The sequence below is a fragment of the Streptomyces sp. NPDC006372 genome (assembly GCF_040612515.1).
In the GTDB taxonomy this organism is placed as follows: Bacteria; Actinomycetota; Actinomycetes; order Streptomycetales; family Streptomycetaceae; genus Streptomyces.
On sequence record NZ_JBEXQJ010000011.1, the window covers coordinates 40,097 to 55,677 of the forward strand.

A 15,581-nucleotide genomic window follows, 5' to 3' on the forward strand; every position below is an offset into this window, starting at 1 on the left:
CGGAAGGGAGGGCTGCCCCTCAGAATTCCCAGTGCAAACCTGCCCTATCCTCACTTTCGAGTGGAATTGGGTCCCCCTGAAGAGTTACACAAGGGAAAACGGTGGACGAAGGCCGACCTGCGTGTCGATGACCCATCAAGACCCTGTAGGGCGATTTGTCGACTGAGTCATGCTGTGTTGTCGACTTGTCCCCAGGTCGAGAAGCTGACCTGTGGAAAACTTCTGTGGACAACGAAAATCAGCAGGTACGACCGCCTAGAAGCGCCCGTCCTGGCACCGTGCCACCCAGTCCGACGCCTCCACGAACGCCTCGTCGGAGGTCCCCAGCCGCGGCGGCTGAACATCCCCCGGCCGTACGTCCGCGCGCGGATAGGAGCCGAGGTAGCGCACCTGGAGGCAGATCCGCTTGAGGCCCATCAGTGCCTCGGCCACCCGGCGGTCGGAGATGTGGCCCTCCGCGTCGATGCAGAAGCAGTAGTTGCCGATGCCCGCACCGGTGGGCCGGGACTGGAGCAGCATCAGGTTGATGCCGCGGGTGGCGAACTCGCCCAGCAGGTCGCGCAGGCCGCCCGGGTGGTCGTCACGCTGCCACAGCACGATGGAGGTTTTGTCCGCGCCGGTCGGTGCCGCGGGCCGGGCGGGCCGGCCGACCAGCACGAACCGCGTCTGGGCGTTCTCCGCGTCGTGGATCCCCGTCTCCAGGGCCGCAAGGCCGTAGCGGGCGGCGGCGAACTCACCGGCGAAGGCAGCGTCGTACTGGCCCTCCTGGACCAGCCGGGCGGCGTCCGCGTTCGAGGCGGCCGACTCCCAGTGCGCGTCGGGGAGGTTCTTCTTCAGCCAGTTGCGCACCTGCGGCTGGGCGGCCGGGTGCGCGGAGACCGTCTTGATGTCGGACAGCTCGGTGCCCGGGCGGACCAGCAGCGCGAAGGTGATCGACAGCAGCACCTCGCGGTAGATCATCAGGGGCGCGCCGGCGACCAGCTCGTCGAGAGTGGTCGTGATGCCGCCCTCTACGGAGTTCTCGATCGGCACGAACGCGGCCTCGGCCTCGCCGGCTCGTACCGCGTCGAGCGCGGACTGGACGGACACGTACGGAATGAGTTCCCGGGTGGCGGCCTCGGGAAGAGTGCGCAGGGCGACTTCGGTGAAAGTGCCCTCAGGGCCGAGATACGCGTAGCTCGCTGGCATGACCTCACCCTAATGGGCTCGCGGAAACGACATCTCCCACAAGCCCACAAGGATGAACTTTCACCCCTCCAGCAACTTCTGCCCCACGTATTCGCCCTCCGCGGCCCCACCCGGCACCGCGAACAGCCCGCTCGACTCGTGCCGGATGAACTTCGACAGGGCGTCACCGCGGTCGAGTTTGCGCTGCACCGGCACGAAGCCGCGGAGCGGATCGGCCTGCCAGCAGATGAAGAGCAGTCCGGCGTCGGGCACCCCGTCCGCGTCGATGCCGTCGTGGAAGGAGAACGGGCGGCGGAGCATCGCCGCGCCACCGTTCTGGTCGGGCCGGGTGATGCGGGCGTGAGCGTTGATCGGGACGACCGGGTTGCCCTGGGAGTCGGTCTTCTCCAGGTCCATCGCGGTCGTCTCGGTGCCCCCGGACAGCGCCGCCCCGTCCGACTTGCGGCGTCCGATCACGTCCTCCTGCGCCTTGAGGGAGAGCTTCTCCCAGTCGTCGAGGAGCATGCGGATACGGCGTACGACGGCGTAGGAGCCGTTCGACATCCAGGCCGGTTCGCCCTTCGCGGGGACGAAGATGCGCTGGTCGAAGTCGGATTCGGCCGGCTTCGGGTTGCGGGTGCCGTCGATCTGGCCCATCAGGTTGCGGGCCGTCATGGGGTGGGCGGTCGCGCCCGGCGAGCGGTTGAAGCCGTTCATCTGCCAGCGGATCCGGGCCGCCGCGCCGGCGTCCTTCTGGATGGCCCGCAGGGCGTGGAACGCGACAAGGGCGTCGTTGGCGCCGATCTGCACCCACAGGTCGCCGTTGCTGCGGTTCTTGTCGAGGTGGTCGGAGGAGAACTCGGGCAGCGGGTCCAGGGCGGCCGGGCGCTGTTTCTCCAGGCCCGTCCTGCCGAAGAAGCTGTGCCCGAAGCCGAAGGTGACGGTCAGCGACGAGGGTCCGGCGTCCCGGGCCACATCGGTGTCGTCGTGCGCGCTCGGCTCGCCCGCCATCAGCCGCCGGGCCGTCTCCGACCAGCGGCGCAGCAGCGCGGCGGCCTCCTTGCGGCCGGCGCCCGCCGCCAGGTCGAAGGCGACGAGGTGGCCGCGCGATTGGAGGGCGTCGGTGATGCCGGGCTGATGTTTCCCGTGAAACATCGCCCGGTCCGTGCCGAGTGAAGTGAGCGGAGCCGTGGCCTCGGAGGGGGCGGCGCCGTATCCGACGGCGGCGCCCGCCGTGCCGAGCACGAGCCCGGTGGCACCGGCGGTGCCGAGCAGCCGCCGCCGGGAGATGCCCTCCTCGGCGGAGGCCGCTTCGCTCTTGCCCGCGGCGGTCCCGGGGGTTCGGGCCTTCGGAATGGACTGGTCAGCCATGGTGGTTCAGCCGATCTGAGCGTTCTTGGTGACGGTCACCTCGTCGATGTCGGAGGTCCGCACGGTCACGTCGACCTTCCAGTCGCCGGCCATGGGGATCTGCACTCCGTTCGCCGACCAGTGTCCGGTAGCGATGTGGTCGGGGACGACGGGCAGGGGCCCGATGTCCTTGGCTTCGAGAGTGAAGTCGACCTTCACCTCGGGGATGTCGAAGGCCCGGCCGTTGGGCCGCTCCACGTAGACGTGCATCTCGTTGTCGCCCACGCGGGCAGGGTCGAGGTCGATCGTGACGACGCCCTTGCCGTCCTCGCCGCCGGTGTCGAAGGGCATGTCCAGGGTCAGTGCCCCGGACGCGTCCGCGTCGGCTTCGGCGGCTGCGGCGGCCGAGGTGGCGGCCTTGGCCTCCTGCTCCGTACGTCCCGGCTCGGTCTGCGTCAGCACGGTGGTGATGGCGAGCAGGACGACGGCGATGCCGGCTTCGGCCAGCACGGAGCGGCGCAGGCCGGAGCGGTCAGGGTCGGCGTCCCGCAGCCGCTTCTGCCGGGCGGTGTCGCGAGCGGCACGCTGCCGGGCGAGCTGGGCGGCGCGCTCGGCGTCGGCGGGCTCGGAGGCCGGCTGCTTGTCGGAGTCGGAGTCGGAGCCGTCGTGGCCGACTTCGGCATCGACGTCGGGAGCGGCGGGGGCAGGGCCCGCGTCCGTGTCCGCGTCCGTGTCAGCGCCGGCATCCGTGTCCGTGTCCGCCGCGGTACGGCTGACGGCAGGAGCACCGGCCCCCGCGCCGACCCGCTCCTTCTCCCGTTCGGCCGGCACCGCCACCGTCTCCGCCAGCCGCCCCGTCCACCGCCGCGAGAGCCACGCGACACCGACCAGGACGGCCACGAGGGCGATCTTGGCGAGGAGCAGTTGCCCGTACCGCGTGTCCGTGAACGCCGACCAGGAGCCGAGCTGGCGCCAGGACTGGTACGTGCCGGTCGCGATCAGGGCGAGGACGCTGCCGAAGGCGACGGCGGAGAAGCGGCGGACGGCCCTCGCGTCGACGGGCGCGTCCGCGGGGGCCCGGTACAGGGCGACCAGGAGCGCGCCCAGCCCGCCGAGCCACGCGGCGACGGCCAGCAGATGGATGATGTCGACCGGCATGGCGATGCCCGCCTGGAGGCCGACCGAGGCGTGCTCGGACATGGCCCAGCTCGCGGCGAGCCCGGCCGCCACGACGACGCCGCCGATCGCGAGCCCGAAGGTCAGGTCCCGCTTCTCCTGGGCGTCTTCCCGCTTGTCATACGCGCCGAACAGCACGGCGATGAAGAGCGCCGCCGCGGCGAGCAGCAGCAGCCGGGAGACCAGGGCCGCACCGGTCTTGGTCTGGAGCACCTGTCCGAGCAGGGACAGGTCGAAGATGTCGGCGACCTTGCCGGAGCCGGTGAAGGAGCCGCGCAGGAGCAGCAGGGCGAGGGTCGCGGCGGTGAGTGCCAGCCACCCGGAGACGACGAACCGCTGCACCGGCCGCACTCCGGAGCCGCGCTGCCAGCAGGCGAGCACGAAGGCGGCGCCGCCGGCCATCACGATGAACCCGGCGTAGGACACGTACCGCCCGAAGCCGTACAGCCAGCCGACGACGCCGTCGTCGGCCGCCTGCCCGGAGACCGCCGCGGAGGTCTTGGAGGGGGCGCCGATGGAGAAGGTGTAGGCCCCGGTGACGGGGTGGCTGTCCGCCGACACGACCTGGTAGGCGACGGTGTAGGTGCCGTCGGGCAGACCCGGCTGGAGCCGCACGGCGTACGTCGTGCCGCTGACGCTGGACGGCTCGCCGGAGTCGACGCGCTTGCCCTGGGGGTCGAGCACGCGCAGCGAGTCGTCGGAGAGCGCGACCTGCTCGGAGAAGGTGAGCGAGATTTGGGCGGGGGCCTCCTGGACCACCGCCCCCTGCCCGGGGTCGCTGCCGGTCACCGCGGCGTGCGCCGAGGCCGGTCCGGCTCCGGCGAGGAGTGCGCAGGCCGCGGCCAGGAGCAGCAGCACCACGGTCCGGACGCGGGGGGCGATGGTCTGCGTCACAGTGGTCCCTCCCTCAGTGTCCGGTCTTCGGGGTGTAGGTGGCCGACTTCACCGGCATCTCGACCTTGACGGGGCCGGAGTGGGCGAAGCGCAGCTCGACGGAGACGGTCTGTCCTTCTTCCGGCTTGCGCTTCAGCTGCTCGAACATCAGGTGGTTCCCGCCGCTCTTGAGTACCAGTTCACCGTGGGCGGGGACCTTCAGGCTCTTGACCTCCCGCATGGCTCCGCCGGTGGTCTCGTGCATGGTGACCTGCCCGGCGACGTCGCTGGTGACCGAGGTCAGCTCGTCGGCGGCACCGCCCTTGTTGGTGAGGGTGAAGAAGCCGGCCGCCATCTCGTCGGAGACCGGCTGCGGCATGTACGCGGAGCCGACGGAGAGTTCGGCCTTGCCGCCGGAACCGGAACCGGAACTGCCGGAGTCCGAGTCCGAGCCGCCGCAGCCCGCCAGGGCCAGTGCTCCGGTGAGGACGAGGGCCGCCGGGCCGAGCCGCCGCCTCACGGCTTCTCGCCCTTGACGAGCTTGGGCAGGTCCTTGGTGTAGTCGTCGACGGTGGCGTCCTCGCCGTAGAGCACATAGCCGCCGTCGGTCTTCGGCGAGAACGCGATGACCTGCGTGCCGTGCTCGGAGATGATCTTGCCGTTCTTGTCCTTGCGCGGCGGGTCGAAGGCGATGCCGAGGGTGCGGGCTCCGGCCTGGATGGTCGAGAAGTCGCCGGTGAGGCCAATGAACTGGGGGTCGATGCCCTTGAGCCACTTGCCGAGCTCGGCCGGGGTGTCACGGTCCGGGTCGGTGGTGACGAGCACGACGCGCAGGTCGTTCTGTTCGGCCTTGGGCAGCTGCTTCTTGGCCACGGCGATGTTGCTCATGGTCGACGGGCAGACGTCGGGGCAGTGGGTGTAGCCGAAGTAGATCAGCGTGGGCTTGCCCCGGGTCTCCTTGCGGAGGTCGTACTTCTTGCCCTGTGTGTCGGTGAGGACCAGGTCCGGCTTCTCGAAGGGCTGGTCGAGGACGGTGGCGGCCTTGTCGCTGCCGGCCTCCTCCGACACCACGGCGACGGGCTGGTCGCTGTCGCCGCCGCTGCCGCAGGCGGTCAGGGTGAGGGAGGCGGCGGCGAGCAGAGCGGCCGCGGCGAAGGTCTTGGTGCGCATAGAAAAATGTCCCAGTTGTCGGTGACCCGGCGCGCACCGGGGTGCCCCCTGTGCGGGGGCGGGGGCCCGGTGCGCGCCGTGCAGCGGAAGCAGCCTCAGGCGTCGGTGCGCCGACGCCCGGCGAGTACGCCGTAGGCGACGCCGGCCGCGCCGACCACGATGCCGACGACGCCCAGGACACGGGCGGTGGTGTCGGTGCCGTCGGAGGAGCCGGAGTCGGCGGCGGTCTCGGCGGAGGCGTTCTGGGCCGACTTGGCGTCGGAGGCCTCGTCGCCGGAGGAGCCGTGGTGCCCGTCCTCGGAGGCGGCGGACAGCTCCAGCACCGGGGCCGGGTTGTCGGGCTCCTCCTTGCCCTTCTGCGGCACCTCGATCCAGCGGACGACCTCCTTGTTGGAGTACGTCTGGAGGGCCTTGAAGACCAGCTGGTCGGTGTCCTCGGGCAGGGTGCCGATGGAGACCGGGAACTTCTGGAAGAAGCCGGCCTCGATGCCGTCGCCGTCGGCGGTCCAGGTGACCTTGGTGACGGCCTCGGAGATCTTCTCGCCGTGCATCTCCAGCGGCTTGTCCAGCTTGGACTTGGTGACCTCGATCTTCCAGCCCGGAATCGGCTCCGGCATGACGGAGGCCAGCGGGTGGTCGGTGGGGAAGTTGACCTCGAGCTTGGTGGTCGAGGCGTCGTCGCGCTCGTTGGGGACCTTGAAGTCGACGACCGCGTAACCGCCCTTGGCGGCCGGTCCCTCGGGCTGCACGCTGACGTGCGCGAAGGCGGGGGCGGACAGGGCGAGCACGGTGAGGCCGGCGGCGGCACCGGCCGCGGCGATACGGGAAGCCTTCATGGAAGGGGCACTCCGCTGTGAGTCGTTTTTCGATGGACGAGAGAGAAGAGGGTTCCGCGCACGCGCGCGTGCCGCACGACGGCGTCCCTCCTCCGAGTCGTCCGAAGAGATACGCGGAGAGACGGAGCGGTGTTCGCGTCGGGTCAGGCGGCGAGGGCGAGTGCGGTGGCTGCGGCGGCCGGCGGGCCGCGCCGGATGACCGTGTGCTGGAGCGCGGCCGTGCACGGCATCTCGGGCGCGGGGTGCACGGCGTGCGTGGGGCGCGGAGACGCCTCGGGCGCGCCGGGGAGACCGGCGCGCAGGGCGCGCACCAGGGCGAGCGCGGCCCGCAGGGAGCGCACGAGGGCCCCTTCGGTGACGCCCTGCGCCGACAGTTCGGTGAGCCGCAGCAGAGCCAGGTCGCCGTGGCGCAGCAGCCAGCCGGCGGCGATCGCCGCGAGTACGTGGCCGAGCAGCATGGGCAGGGACGGCCACAGCGGGGCCGAAGCCCCGGCGTCCGTCATGTGTGTGTGCGCTCCCGCGTCCGGCCGGACCCGGGCGTCGGTGAGGATCTTGTGGGCCTGCGCCGGGCTGATCGCCGCCGCCGTGGTGCCGCACACGAGCCGCGCGGCCTGCTGGACCAGCGCAGTGTCGCTCGTGCCCGCATGCGTCGAGGACGCGGCGGCGGCTGTGCCGTGCTGGCCGAGTCCGAACAGCATGTGCAGCAGGGTCTGGCCGGCCGCGAGTGCTGCCGTGATCCCCGGCAGCGAGCGCACGCGTCCGGCCAGCGGAGCCGCGAACGCGACCACCCCGAGGAACCCGGCGCCCAGCGTCCACAGCGGGATGCTGTCGCAGGAGGCGAGCGCGTGACCTGCCCCGGCCAGCACGACGCAGACCGCGGCGAACACCGCGGCCCGGAACATCCGGAGCGAGTGTCCGGGGCGCGTCGTGGGCGCGTGGGGGGCAGTCATGGCGGGCTCATCATCGCACTGGCCCCGCAGGCTCCGTACGGCAGGTCCACAAGATGCCGAACGACCGGAACGTCACCCTCTGGCCCGGACCGCCCCACATACTCCGCGACCACTTTCCCCCAATACACCGATCAGGACCAGTGCGCATCCGCCGTATGGGCGGCGTCACGTCATCTTCACGCTTACATGCGGGGGCTCGGGGCAATACGTAACGGTATGTCGAGCCGCGGCCAGGAGGCTGGAGCATGAGCATCTGGTGGTCACTCCATCTGCGGCGTGAAGCGGCCAGCGTGCCCCTCGCCAGGCGCCTGCTGATCGGCACCATGGAGACCGCGGGCGTCGACCCCGACATCTCCTACGACCTCTCCGTCGCCCTCAGCGAGGCCTGCGCGAACGCCGTGGAGCACGGTGGGGACATGGCGCGCGGTGGACCTGGTTCGGAGGCGTACCGCGTCACCGCCTACCTCGACGGCGAGAAGTGCCGCATCGAGGTCGCCGACGCGGGTCCGGGTTTCCCCGGGGCGTCCGCCGGCCGCTCCCGCCCGCAGATCCGTCCCGCGCACTCCGACGCGGAGAACGGCAGAGGGCTGTGCCTCATTCAGGAGCTCGCCGACCACGTCCACATCAACAACAAGCCGGGGCGGGGCGGTGCCGTGGTGAGCTTCGACAAGGTCCTCAAGTGGCGCGAGGGCGCCGCGCCGCTGATGGCGGTCTAGCGCCTCGGCGTCGATGCCGTACGGTCCGGGGGCGGTGTTTCACGTGAAACACCGCCCCTTCGCCGTGCTCCCGGTTACAGAGCGCTCCAGTCCAGCGTCGTACGCGCCAGCCCCGCCACCTCCGTGAGCAGCGCCAGCCGGGCCGCGCGGACCGACGGCTCGGGGTCCATCACCAGCACCTCGTCGAAGAAGACGCCGATCGCCTCGACCAGCGGGCCGGAGACCTCGATCAGTGCGCCGAGGTCGTCCTCCCGGCCCTGCAGCGCCTCACGCACGGCCGCCGCGCTCTCGGCGAGACGCAGCTCGGCGGGCGCGGTCAGCAGGGACGGGTCCGCCGCCTCGACGCCCCCTTCGGGGAGGATGCGCACCACCCGCTGGAACGCGGCGGCAAGGGCCTCGAAGGCGTCCGTGCCGATGTGCCGCTCCAGCGTGGCCAGCGTGCGATCCCCGTGGGCGGGCCGGTCGGCCCACCCCAGGACGGCCTGCACCAGCCGATGCTCGTGCCCGGCGTCCGTGAGCTGCTGCTCGTAGCGCCGGGTGACCAGCTCGGCGGCCGCGGCCACCCGTTCGGCGGGGACCTCGACGCCCTGCGCGGCGTACCGTACGGCCGCCGCGCGCAAGCCGTCGCTCACCCGGAGCCCCGCCACTCCGGGCGCGGTGCGCAGCACGTTGAGCAGTCCGATCGCGGCCCGCCGCACCCCGTACGGATCGGAGCTGCCGGTCGGCTCGGCGCCGATCAGGAACATGCCGGTCACCAGGTCGAACCGGTCGGCGAGCGACATCACGGCCCCCGCGTCCCCGGTCGGCAGCGCGCCACCGGCGGAGCGGGGCAGCTCCATCTCGGCGAGGGCCCGGGCGACCTCCGGCGACTCACCCGCCCGTCGGGCGTACTCCTCGGCCATCACCCCGGCGAGGCCGGAGAACTCGATGACCATCTGCGAGGCCAGGTCGAACTTCGCCAGCGCCCCGGCACGCCGGACGACAGCCGCCGTCTCCTCGGCGAGCCCGGCGCGCCGGGTCAGGTCGAGGGCGAGGACGGCGATGCGCTCGGCGCGGTCGGCGACCGTACCGAGCCGGTCCTCGAAGGTCAGCTTGTCCAGCCGCCGGCGGAACTCGGCCGGCGGCACCTTGAGGTCGGCCCGCCAGAAGAACGCGGCGTCCTCGTAACGGGCCCGCAGCACCGCCTCGTTGCCCGCCCGCACCACGTCGTCGTCGCACAGGGCGTTGGCGAAGGTGACGAAGTGCGGCATGAGGCGCTCGCCGTCCAGCACCGGCAGATAGCGCTGGTGCTTGCGCATGACGGTGGTCAGGACGCTCGCGGGCAGCTCCAGATAGCGCTCGTCGAACGACCCCCGGACCGCGTACGGGAACTCCAGGATGTCGGTGATCTCGTCGATCAGACCGGCCTGGTCCTCCACGTCGATCCGCCCGCCCACCTCGGCCGCCGCCTCCAGTGCGCCGCGCACCACCGCGCCGCGCCGGGCGTCCCGGTCGAGCAGGATGCCGTGCATGTGCAGGAAGTGCGGGTAGCCCTCGGCGGCGGTCACCCGGACCTCCGGGTAGGGGGCCTGGCGGTGCACGCGCGTCGTGTCGCCCGCGGTCAGCGAGGAGACCACCACCGGCAGGGGAGTGCGGCCGAGCAGCGCGAGCAGCCAGCGCACGGGACGCGAGAACGACAGACCCGGGTCGCTCCACCGCATGTTGCGGCCGGCCCGCAGCCCGGACACGACCTCGGCCAGCAGATCGCTGAGCACCTCGACGGCCGGGCGCCCCTCCTCGTGCCGGGTGACCGAGACGTACTCGACGCCCTTCACGTCGACGACCCGCACATCCGCCGGGTCGGCGCCCTGACTGCGGGCGAAGCCCAGCAGCGCGGCGGTGGGAGCGCCGTCCTTGTAGGCCGCGGCGACCTTGGGGCCGCGCACGGTCCGCACGGTGTCCCGCTCGCGCGGCTGCACGGTGTCGACCGTGATCACGATCCGGCGCGGCGTGGCCATCACGGTGATCGCGCCGTGCCCCAGCCGGGTGTCGGCCAGCTTGGCGGTGACCGACTCGCGCACCGCCTCGGTGGTGGCGGGGACGTCGGCGTACGGCAGTTCCTCCACGCCTATCTCGAACAACAGCGTCTCGACGCCGGGCACCTTGGGCAGCGGGGCGCGCTGTGCCGGGGCCGGCGCGGCCGCCACCCCCAGCGGATGCTCCAGCGCGGCCCGCCGCCGCTCCCACAACGTGGCCGTCTCGTGCGTCAGACCGCGCATCAGCGAGAACGCCTTGGCCCGCTCGGTGGTGCTGATCGCGCCGCGCGCGTCGAGCACGTTGAAGGTGTGGCTGCACTTGAGGACGTACATGTACGCGGGGACCGGCAGCTCCAGATCGAGAAGGCGCCGGGCCTCGGCCGCGTACGACTCGAAGAGCCGGTGGTTGGTGTCGAGATCGGCGTCGTCGAGGTAGTAGCGGCTCATCTCGTACTCGTTCTGCCCGAACACCTCCCCGTAGGTGATGCCCGGCGCGTAGACGATGTCCTTGAAGTGCGACACGCCCTGAAGGTTCATCAGGATGCGTTCGAGGCCGTACGTGATCTCCACCGACACCGGGTCCAGGGCGACGCCGCCGACCTGCTGGAAGTAGGTGAACTGGGTGATCTCCATGCCGTCCAGCCAGACCTCCCAGCCCAGCCCCCAGGCGCCGAGCGCGGGAGAGGCCCAGTTGTCCTCGACGAACCGCACGTCGTGCGCGTTCAGGTCGACACCGAGCGCCCGCAGGCTGCCCAGGTACAGCTCCTGCGGGTTGCCCGGGTCGGGCTTGAGGATGACCTGGAACTGGGTGTGGGTCTGGAGCCGGTTGGGGTTCTCGCCGTAGCGCGAGTCGTCCGGCCGCACGCTCGGCTCCACGTAGGCCACGCTCCACGGCTCGGGACCGAGCACCCGCAGGGCCGTGGCCGGGTTGGCCGTACCGGCTCCGACCTCCGTGTTCAACGGCTGCGTGATCATGCAGCCGTTGTCGCTCCAGTACTTCTGCAGGGTGAGGATGGCGTCCTGCATGGTGAGCGCCGTCTGGACGTTCTTCATGGTGATCGTCGCCTGTTCCCGGAGTCGGCTCGGCAAGGTGCGCCATGATCTCATACGTCAACTAGCGCTGACCTGCGGTTTTTTGACCCCTGGCCGGATGCTTGCGGTCAGTTCACAGCAGTCTCTCAGCCCAGCCCCACGCGCCTGACGGGCGAAGCCCCTAGATTCCCCGTTCATGACGGGAACCCAAGGCCGGGCAGTGGGGGTGGCGGCATTGAACAACCGTGAGGACCAGGCACTGGCACAGGCCGCGGTCGACGCGCTGGTCGGTCAACTGGCTTTGGCGCCCAAGCCGGGCCTGCCCGACCCGCGTGACCTGACCGCCCGGGCCACCCGCCGGGACCACAGTGCCCTGCGCTGGTCGGCCAGGGCGCTGCTCCCCGGTCTCACGGCGATGGCCGCCGCGGCCCGCCGCACGGGCGAGCCCAGTGCCCGGCTCCGGACGGAACTGGGCGCGATCGGACGCTCGACGGAACACACGGTGGGCCTCGCTGGCGGCGGCCACCGAGGTGCCCTGTGGACACTGGGCCTGCTCGTGGCGGCAGCGGCACTCCACCCGGGAGCCGAGCCGACGGACACCACGGCCCTGGCCAGACAACTCGCCGCCCACCCGGACCGCCGCGCCCCCCGCCGCCCCTCACGCGGCTCCACGGTGTCGGCCCGCTACGGCGCGGCCGGCGCGCGGGGCGAGGCCAAGGCGGGTTTCCCGCATGTCCGCCGCGCCCTGACCACCCTCACGACCGCCCGCGCACGGGGCGCCACCGAACCCCAGGCCCGCCTGGACGCCCTGCTCACGGTGATGTCCACACTCCAGGACACGGAACTGCTGTACACGGCGGGGCCCAAGGGCCTACGTCATGTGCAGGCGGCGGCGCGCGGTGTCCTGGAGGCGGGCGGAACGGCGGCGGACCCGGGCGCGACGGCGCTGAGAGCCCTGGACGCGGACCTCCGCACACGCGCCTGGGCACCCCGGGGCAGCGGGCCCCTGCTTTCGGGCGCGCTGTTCCTGGACGCCCTGGGGGCGCGGGGAACTGCGCGATCGACCACAGGCGACCCGCACCGGGGACTCAGCGCTTGACGGCGTCCATCCACGCCTCGACCTCGTCCGACCGTCGGGGCAACGCGGCACTCAGATTCCGGTTGCCACCCTCGGTCACGAGGATGTCGTCCTCGATCCGCACACCGATGCCCCGGTACTCCTCCGGCACGGTCAGATCGTCGGCCTGGAAGTACAACCCGGGCTCGACGGTCAGACACATGCCCGGCTCCAGCACGCCGTCGACGTACGTCTCGGTCCGCGCGGCAGCGCAGTCGTGCACGTCCATGCCCAGCATGTGCCCGGTCCCGTGCAGCGTCCACCGCCGCTGGAGCCCCAGCTCCAGCACCCGCTCCACCGGCCCCTCGACGAGCCCCCACTCGACGAGCTTCTCGGCGAGCACCCGCTGCGCGGCGTCGTGGAAGTCCCGGTACTTCGCCCCGGGCTTCACCGCCGCGATGCCCGCCTCCTGGGCCTCGTACACCGCGTCGTAGATCTTCCGCTGGAGCTCGCTGAACCGGCCGTTGACCGGCAGCGTGCGCGTGACGTCGGCCGTGTAGTAGGTGTGCGTCTCCACACCCGCGTCGAGCAGCAGCAGATCGCCCGAGCGCACGGGCCCGTCGTTGCGCACCCAGTGCAGCGTGCAGGCGTGCGGCCCGGCCGCGGCGATCGTGCCGTAGCCGACGTCGTTGCCCTCCACGCGCGCGCGGAGGAAGAACGTGCCCTCGATGTACCGCTCGGAGGTCGCCCGGGCCTTGTCGAGGACCTTCACCACGTCCTCGAAGCCGCGCACGGTCGAGTCGACCGCCTTCTGCAGCTCGCCGACCTCGAAGTCGTCCTTGACCAGCCGCGCCTCGGAGAGGAAGACCCGCAGTTCCTCGTCCCGCTCGGCGGTGACCTTGTCGGTCAGCGCGGCCTCGATGCCGGCGTCGTACCCGCGCACGACGCGCGCCGGGCCGGTGGCCTCGCGCAGGGCCCCGGCCAGCTCGCGCACGTCGGAGGCGGGGATGCCGTACAGCTGCTCGGCCTCGGTGAGGGAGTGGCGGCGGCCGACCCACAGCTCACCCTGGCCGTCCAGCCAGAACTCACCGTTCTCGCGGTCGGACCGCGGCAGGAGGTAGATCGTCGCCTCGTGACCCTCGCTCGTGGGCTCCAGGACCAGGACGCCGTCCTCGGTCTGGTTGCCGGTGAGGTAGGCGTACTCGACGGAGGCCCGGAAGGCGTACTCGGTGTCGTTGGAGCGGGTCTTCAGGTTGCCCGCGGGGATCACCAGCCGCTCGCCGGGGAAGCGCGCGGACAGCGCGGCCCGGCGGGCTGCGGTCTGGGCGGCCTGGGCGATGGGCTCGAGGTCACGCAGCTCGGTGTCGGCCCAGCCGCTCTTCATGTTCTCGGCAAGCTCGTCGGACACGCCGGGGTACAGTCCGTTCTTCCGCTGCTTGATGGGCTCTTCGCTCTCGTCCGGGGTCGCCGGTGTGAGCTCCTCCGCCACGGTCATCCTCCTCGATACGGCGCTGGACCGCCTCCACTGTACGGCGGCGCGGAAACGGTCTCAGGCCGATGACGAGGGGTGACGGGGGATGCCCTTCAGGGCGAGGAGCATGTCAATCGAAACGCACCGCCAGCAGCACGACGTCCTCCGCACCGCCGGCCGCGTCCAGCCCGTCCGGCAGCACGCTGCGCAGGACGTGGTCGGCGATCGCGCCGGGGTCGCGGCGCAGCGCCCGGGGAACTCCGGCGGCCGCGGCGTGCAGCCGGGCGAAGGCGCGGTCGGTGCTCTCGCCGGTGCGGTGCAACAGCCCGTCGGTGTACAGCAGAACCGTCTCTCCACGGTCGGCGAGGATCTCCACGCTCGGCGCCTCCCAGCAGGCGAGCATGCCCAGCGGGGCGGAGACCGACGTCTCCACGAACTCGGTGCGGCGCTCCCCGATCAGCAGCGGCGGACTGTGCCCCGCCCCGGCCAGCGTGATCTTGCGGGCGGCCGGTTCGCAGTAGCCGAACAGGGCGGTGGCCGAGCGGGCCGGCTCGGTCAGCCGCAGCAGCAGCTCCAGGTCCGACAGGACGGCGACCGGGTCCTCCCCCTCCATCACGGCGTACGCGCGCAGCGACGCCCGCAGCCGCCCCATCGCGGCGACCGCGCTGGGTCCCGACCCGGTGACGGACCCGACGGCGAGGCCGAGCGCGGCGTCGGGAAGCGGCAGCGCGTCGTACCAGTCCCCGCCGCCGCGCGGGCCGGTGCGATGCCGGGCCGCGAGCTGGACGCCCGCCACGCGCGGCAGCCGCGCGGGCAGCAGCTCGTCCGACATGGTCGCCATGGACGTGCGCGTGCGTTCCAGTTCGAGGAGCCGCGCGAGGTGCTCGGCGGCGTACCGGGCGTACAGGCCGACGAGGTGCCGCTGGCGTTCACTCGGCTCGGCGGGTTCGTCGTAGAGCCAGACGGCGGCACCGAGGCGGCCGGCGGTCTCGGTGGACAGGGGCAGGGCGTAGCTGGCGGAGTAACCGAGACGGGCCGCGACCTGGCGGTGGCGGGGATCGAGCCCCTCCTCGGCGAACAGGTCGGGCTCGGCGATGCCGTCCTCGCCGCCGGGCAGTCCGTCGAGGATCCGGCCGTAGGACAGGGCGCTGCGGGGCACGGTCTCGATGTGGCCGAGATCGGCGCGCGCCAGGCCCAGACCGATGGTGGCGTCCGGGCCGCAACCGTCGCCGGGTTCGAGGACGACGAGGCCGCGCCGGGTGCCCACCAGGGCGGCGCCGGCCCGCAGCAGTTCCTGGAGCGCCTCGTCGAGCCCGGTCGTGCGGGCCAGGCGTTCGGTGAGCTCGTGGAGGGTGGTGAGGTCGGAGACCCAGCCGGCGAGACGGTCCTGGAGCACGGCACCGGGCGGGGCGGCGGGAGGTGGCGGGGCGGTCGGGGAGGAAGTCGCCGCGACGGGCGCGACAGTGTGCGCGGGCGACGGAACCGTTGAATCGATTCCAGCCACTTTCGGAGGGTGCGGGGCGTTCATGGCATCCGGCTTTCCGACCGGTGCGTACTGCTCAAAAGCATCGCAAACCCCCATGTCATTCTGCGCCGCTAGCAGTGTCTCCACATGTACACGCACTCGTGAGGGGATGTCCAGCATTGTCCTGCTGGGATTCCTGGTGTCCGAGGGGCCCGAGGGGGGAATGCTCCTTCCTCTTGCGTAAAAGCAAAGTTGGCTTAAAACTGCCGCAGTGGACGCCTTATTGCGGTCGACTGGGCTTGC

At 71.8% G+C, this 15,581-nt stretch carries 12 protein-coding genes; 2 read left to right on the forward strand and 10 right to left on the reverse strand.

The genetic code is table 11. The features are described 5' to 3' along the window. Nucleotides 1-255: 255 nt before the first annotated feature. The 7 genes from pheA to ABZ016_RS18875 form a co-directional block, all read right to left on the reverse strand. Complete coding sequence (gene pheA, locus ABZ016_RS18845) at nucleotides 256-1,188, reverse strand: prephenate dehydratase (RefSeq protein WP_356917756.1); 933 nt, start codon at nucleotides 1,186-1,188, stop codon at nucleotides 256-258. Nucleotides 1,189-1,248: 60 nt separating this feature from the next. Then, the gene (efeB, locus tag ABZ016_RS18850) at nucleotides 1,249-2,538 is read right to left on the reverse strand and encodes an iron uptake transporter deferrochelatase/peroxidase subunit (protein ID WP_356917757.1); all 1,290 of its coding nucleotides are present in this window, start codon (nucleotides 2,536-2,538) and stop codon (nucleotides 1,249-1,251) included. 6 nt (nucleotides 2,539-2,544) lie between these two features. Beyond that, a complete protein-coding gene (locus tag ABZ016_RS18855) occupies nucleotides 2,545-4,587 on the reverse strand; it encodes a copper resistance protein CopC (protein WP_356917758.1) in 2,043 nt (680 codons plus the stop codon). Nucleotides 4,588-4,600: 13 nt separating this feature from the next. After that, nucleotides 4,601-5,086, reverse strand: a complete 486-nt coding sequence (locus ABZ016_RS18860) for a copper chaperone PCu(A)C (RefSeq protein ID WP_356917759.1) — start codon at nucleotides 5,084-5,086, stop codon at nucleotides 4,601-4,603. Beyond that, nucleotides 5,083-5,736, reverse strand: a complete 654-nt coding sequence (locus ABZ016_RS18865) for an SCO family protein (protein WP_356917760.1) — start codon at nucleotides 5,734-5,736, stop codon at nucleotides 5,083-5,085. Before ABZ016_RS18865 ends, ABZ016_RS18860 begins: the two co-directional genes overlap by 4 nt. A 95-nt stretch (nucleotides 5,737-5,831) precedes the next feature. After that, a complete protein-coding gene (locus tag ABZ016_RS18870) occupies nucleotides 5,832-6,572 on the reverse strand; it encodes a YcnI family protein (RefSeq protein WP_356917761.1) in 741 nt (246 codons plus the stop codon). 143 nt (nucleotides 6,573-6,715) lie between these two features. Next, nucleotides 6,716-7,522: a hypothetical protein gene (locus ABZ016_RS18875; protein WP_356917762.1), complete on the reverse strand. Its 807-nt coding sequence runs from the start codon at nucleotides 7,520-7,522 to the stop codon at nucleotides 6,716-6,718. 245 nt (nucleotides 7,523-7,767) lie between these two features. Between ABZ016_RS18875 and ABZ016_RS18880 the strand changes: the two genes are divergently transcribed. Next, entirely contained in the window at nucleotides 7,768-8,238 is a 471-nt protein-coding gene (locus ABZ016_RS18880) for an ATP-binding protein (RefSeq protein ID WP_356917763.1), read from the forward strand. Nucleotides 8,239-8,312: 74 nt separating this feature from the next. Here the strand turns inward: ABZ016_RS18880 and ABZ016_RS18885 are convergent, their stop codons facing one another. After that, a complete protein-coding gene (locus tag ABZ016_RS18885) occupies nucleotides 8,313-11,342 on the reverse strand; it encodes a glycine--tRNA ligase (RefSeq protein ID WP_356917764.1) in 3,030 nt (1,009 codons plus the stop codon). Between the two features lie 178 nt (nucleotides 11,343-11,520). On the opposite strand from ABZ016_RS18885, the gene ABZ016_RS18890 reads away from it, so the two are divergent. Beyond that, nucleotides 11,521-12,384 carry a triphosphoribosyl-dephospho-CoA synthase gene (locus ABZ016_RS18890; protein ID WP_356917877.1) on the forward strand — a complete coding sequence of 288 codons (864 nt, stop codon included), beginning with the start codon at nucleotides 11,521-11,523 and terminating at the stop codon, nucleotides 12,382-12,384. Here ABZ016_RS18890 and ABZ016_RS18895 read toward each other — a convergent pair. Further along, complete coding sequence (locus ABZ016_RS18895; protein WP_356917765.1) at nucleotides 12,374-13,837, reverse strand: aminopeptidase P family protein; 1,464 nt, start codon at nucleotides 13,835-13,837, stop codon at nucleotides 12,374-12,376. The two genes, ABZ016_RS18890 and ABZ016_RS18895, sit on opposite strands and share 11 nt — an antisense overlap. 106 nt (nucleotides 13,838-13,943) lie before the next feature. Next, nucleotides 13,944-15,458, reverse strand: a complete 1,515-nt coding sequence (locus tag ABZ016_RS18900; RefSeq protein WP_356917766.1) for a PP2C family protein-serine/threonine phosphatase — start codon at nucleotides 15,456-15,458, stop codon at nucleotides 13,944-13,946. Nucleotides 15,459-15,581: the final 123 nt, after the last annotated feature.

What these genes read in the sequence shown, in the direction of transcription:
- ABZ016_RS18865 (WP_356917760.1), bottom strand. Translation starts at nt 5,736, where the DNA reads ATGCGCACCAAGACCTTCGCCGCGGCCGCTCTGCTCGCCGCCGCCTCC.
- ABZ016_RS18870 (WP_356917761.1), bottom strand. Translation starts at nt 6,572, where the DNA reads ATGAAGGCTTCCCGTATCGCCGCGGCCGGTGCCGCCGCCGGCCTCACC.
- efeB (WP_356917757.1), bottom strand. Translation starts at nt 2,538, where the DNA reads ATGGCTGACCAGTCCATTCCGAAGGCCCGAACCCCCGGGACCGCCGCG.
- ABZ016_RS18875 (WP_356917762.1), bottom strand. Translation starts at nt 7,522, where the DNA reads ATGACTGCCCCCCACGCGCCCACGACGCGCCCCGGACACTCGCTCCGG.
- ABZ016_RS18895 (WP_356917765.1), bottom strand. Translation starts at nt 13,837, where the DNA reads ATGACCGTGGCGGAGGAGCTCACACCGGCGACCCCGGACGAGAGCGAA.
- ABZ016_RS18880 (WP_356917763.1), top strand. Translation starts at nt 7,768, where the DNA reads ATGAGCATCTGGTGGTCACTCCATCTGCGGCGTGAAGCGGCCAGCGTG.
- ABZ016_RS18900 (WP_356917766.1), bottom strand. Translation starts at nt 15,458, where the DNA reads ATGCTGGACATCCCCTCACGAGTGCGTGTACATGTGGAGACACTGCTA.
- pheA (WP_356917756.1), bottom strand. Translation starts at nt 1,188, where the DNA reads ATGCCAGCGAGCTACGCGTATCTCGGCCCTGAGGGCACTTTCACCGAA.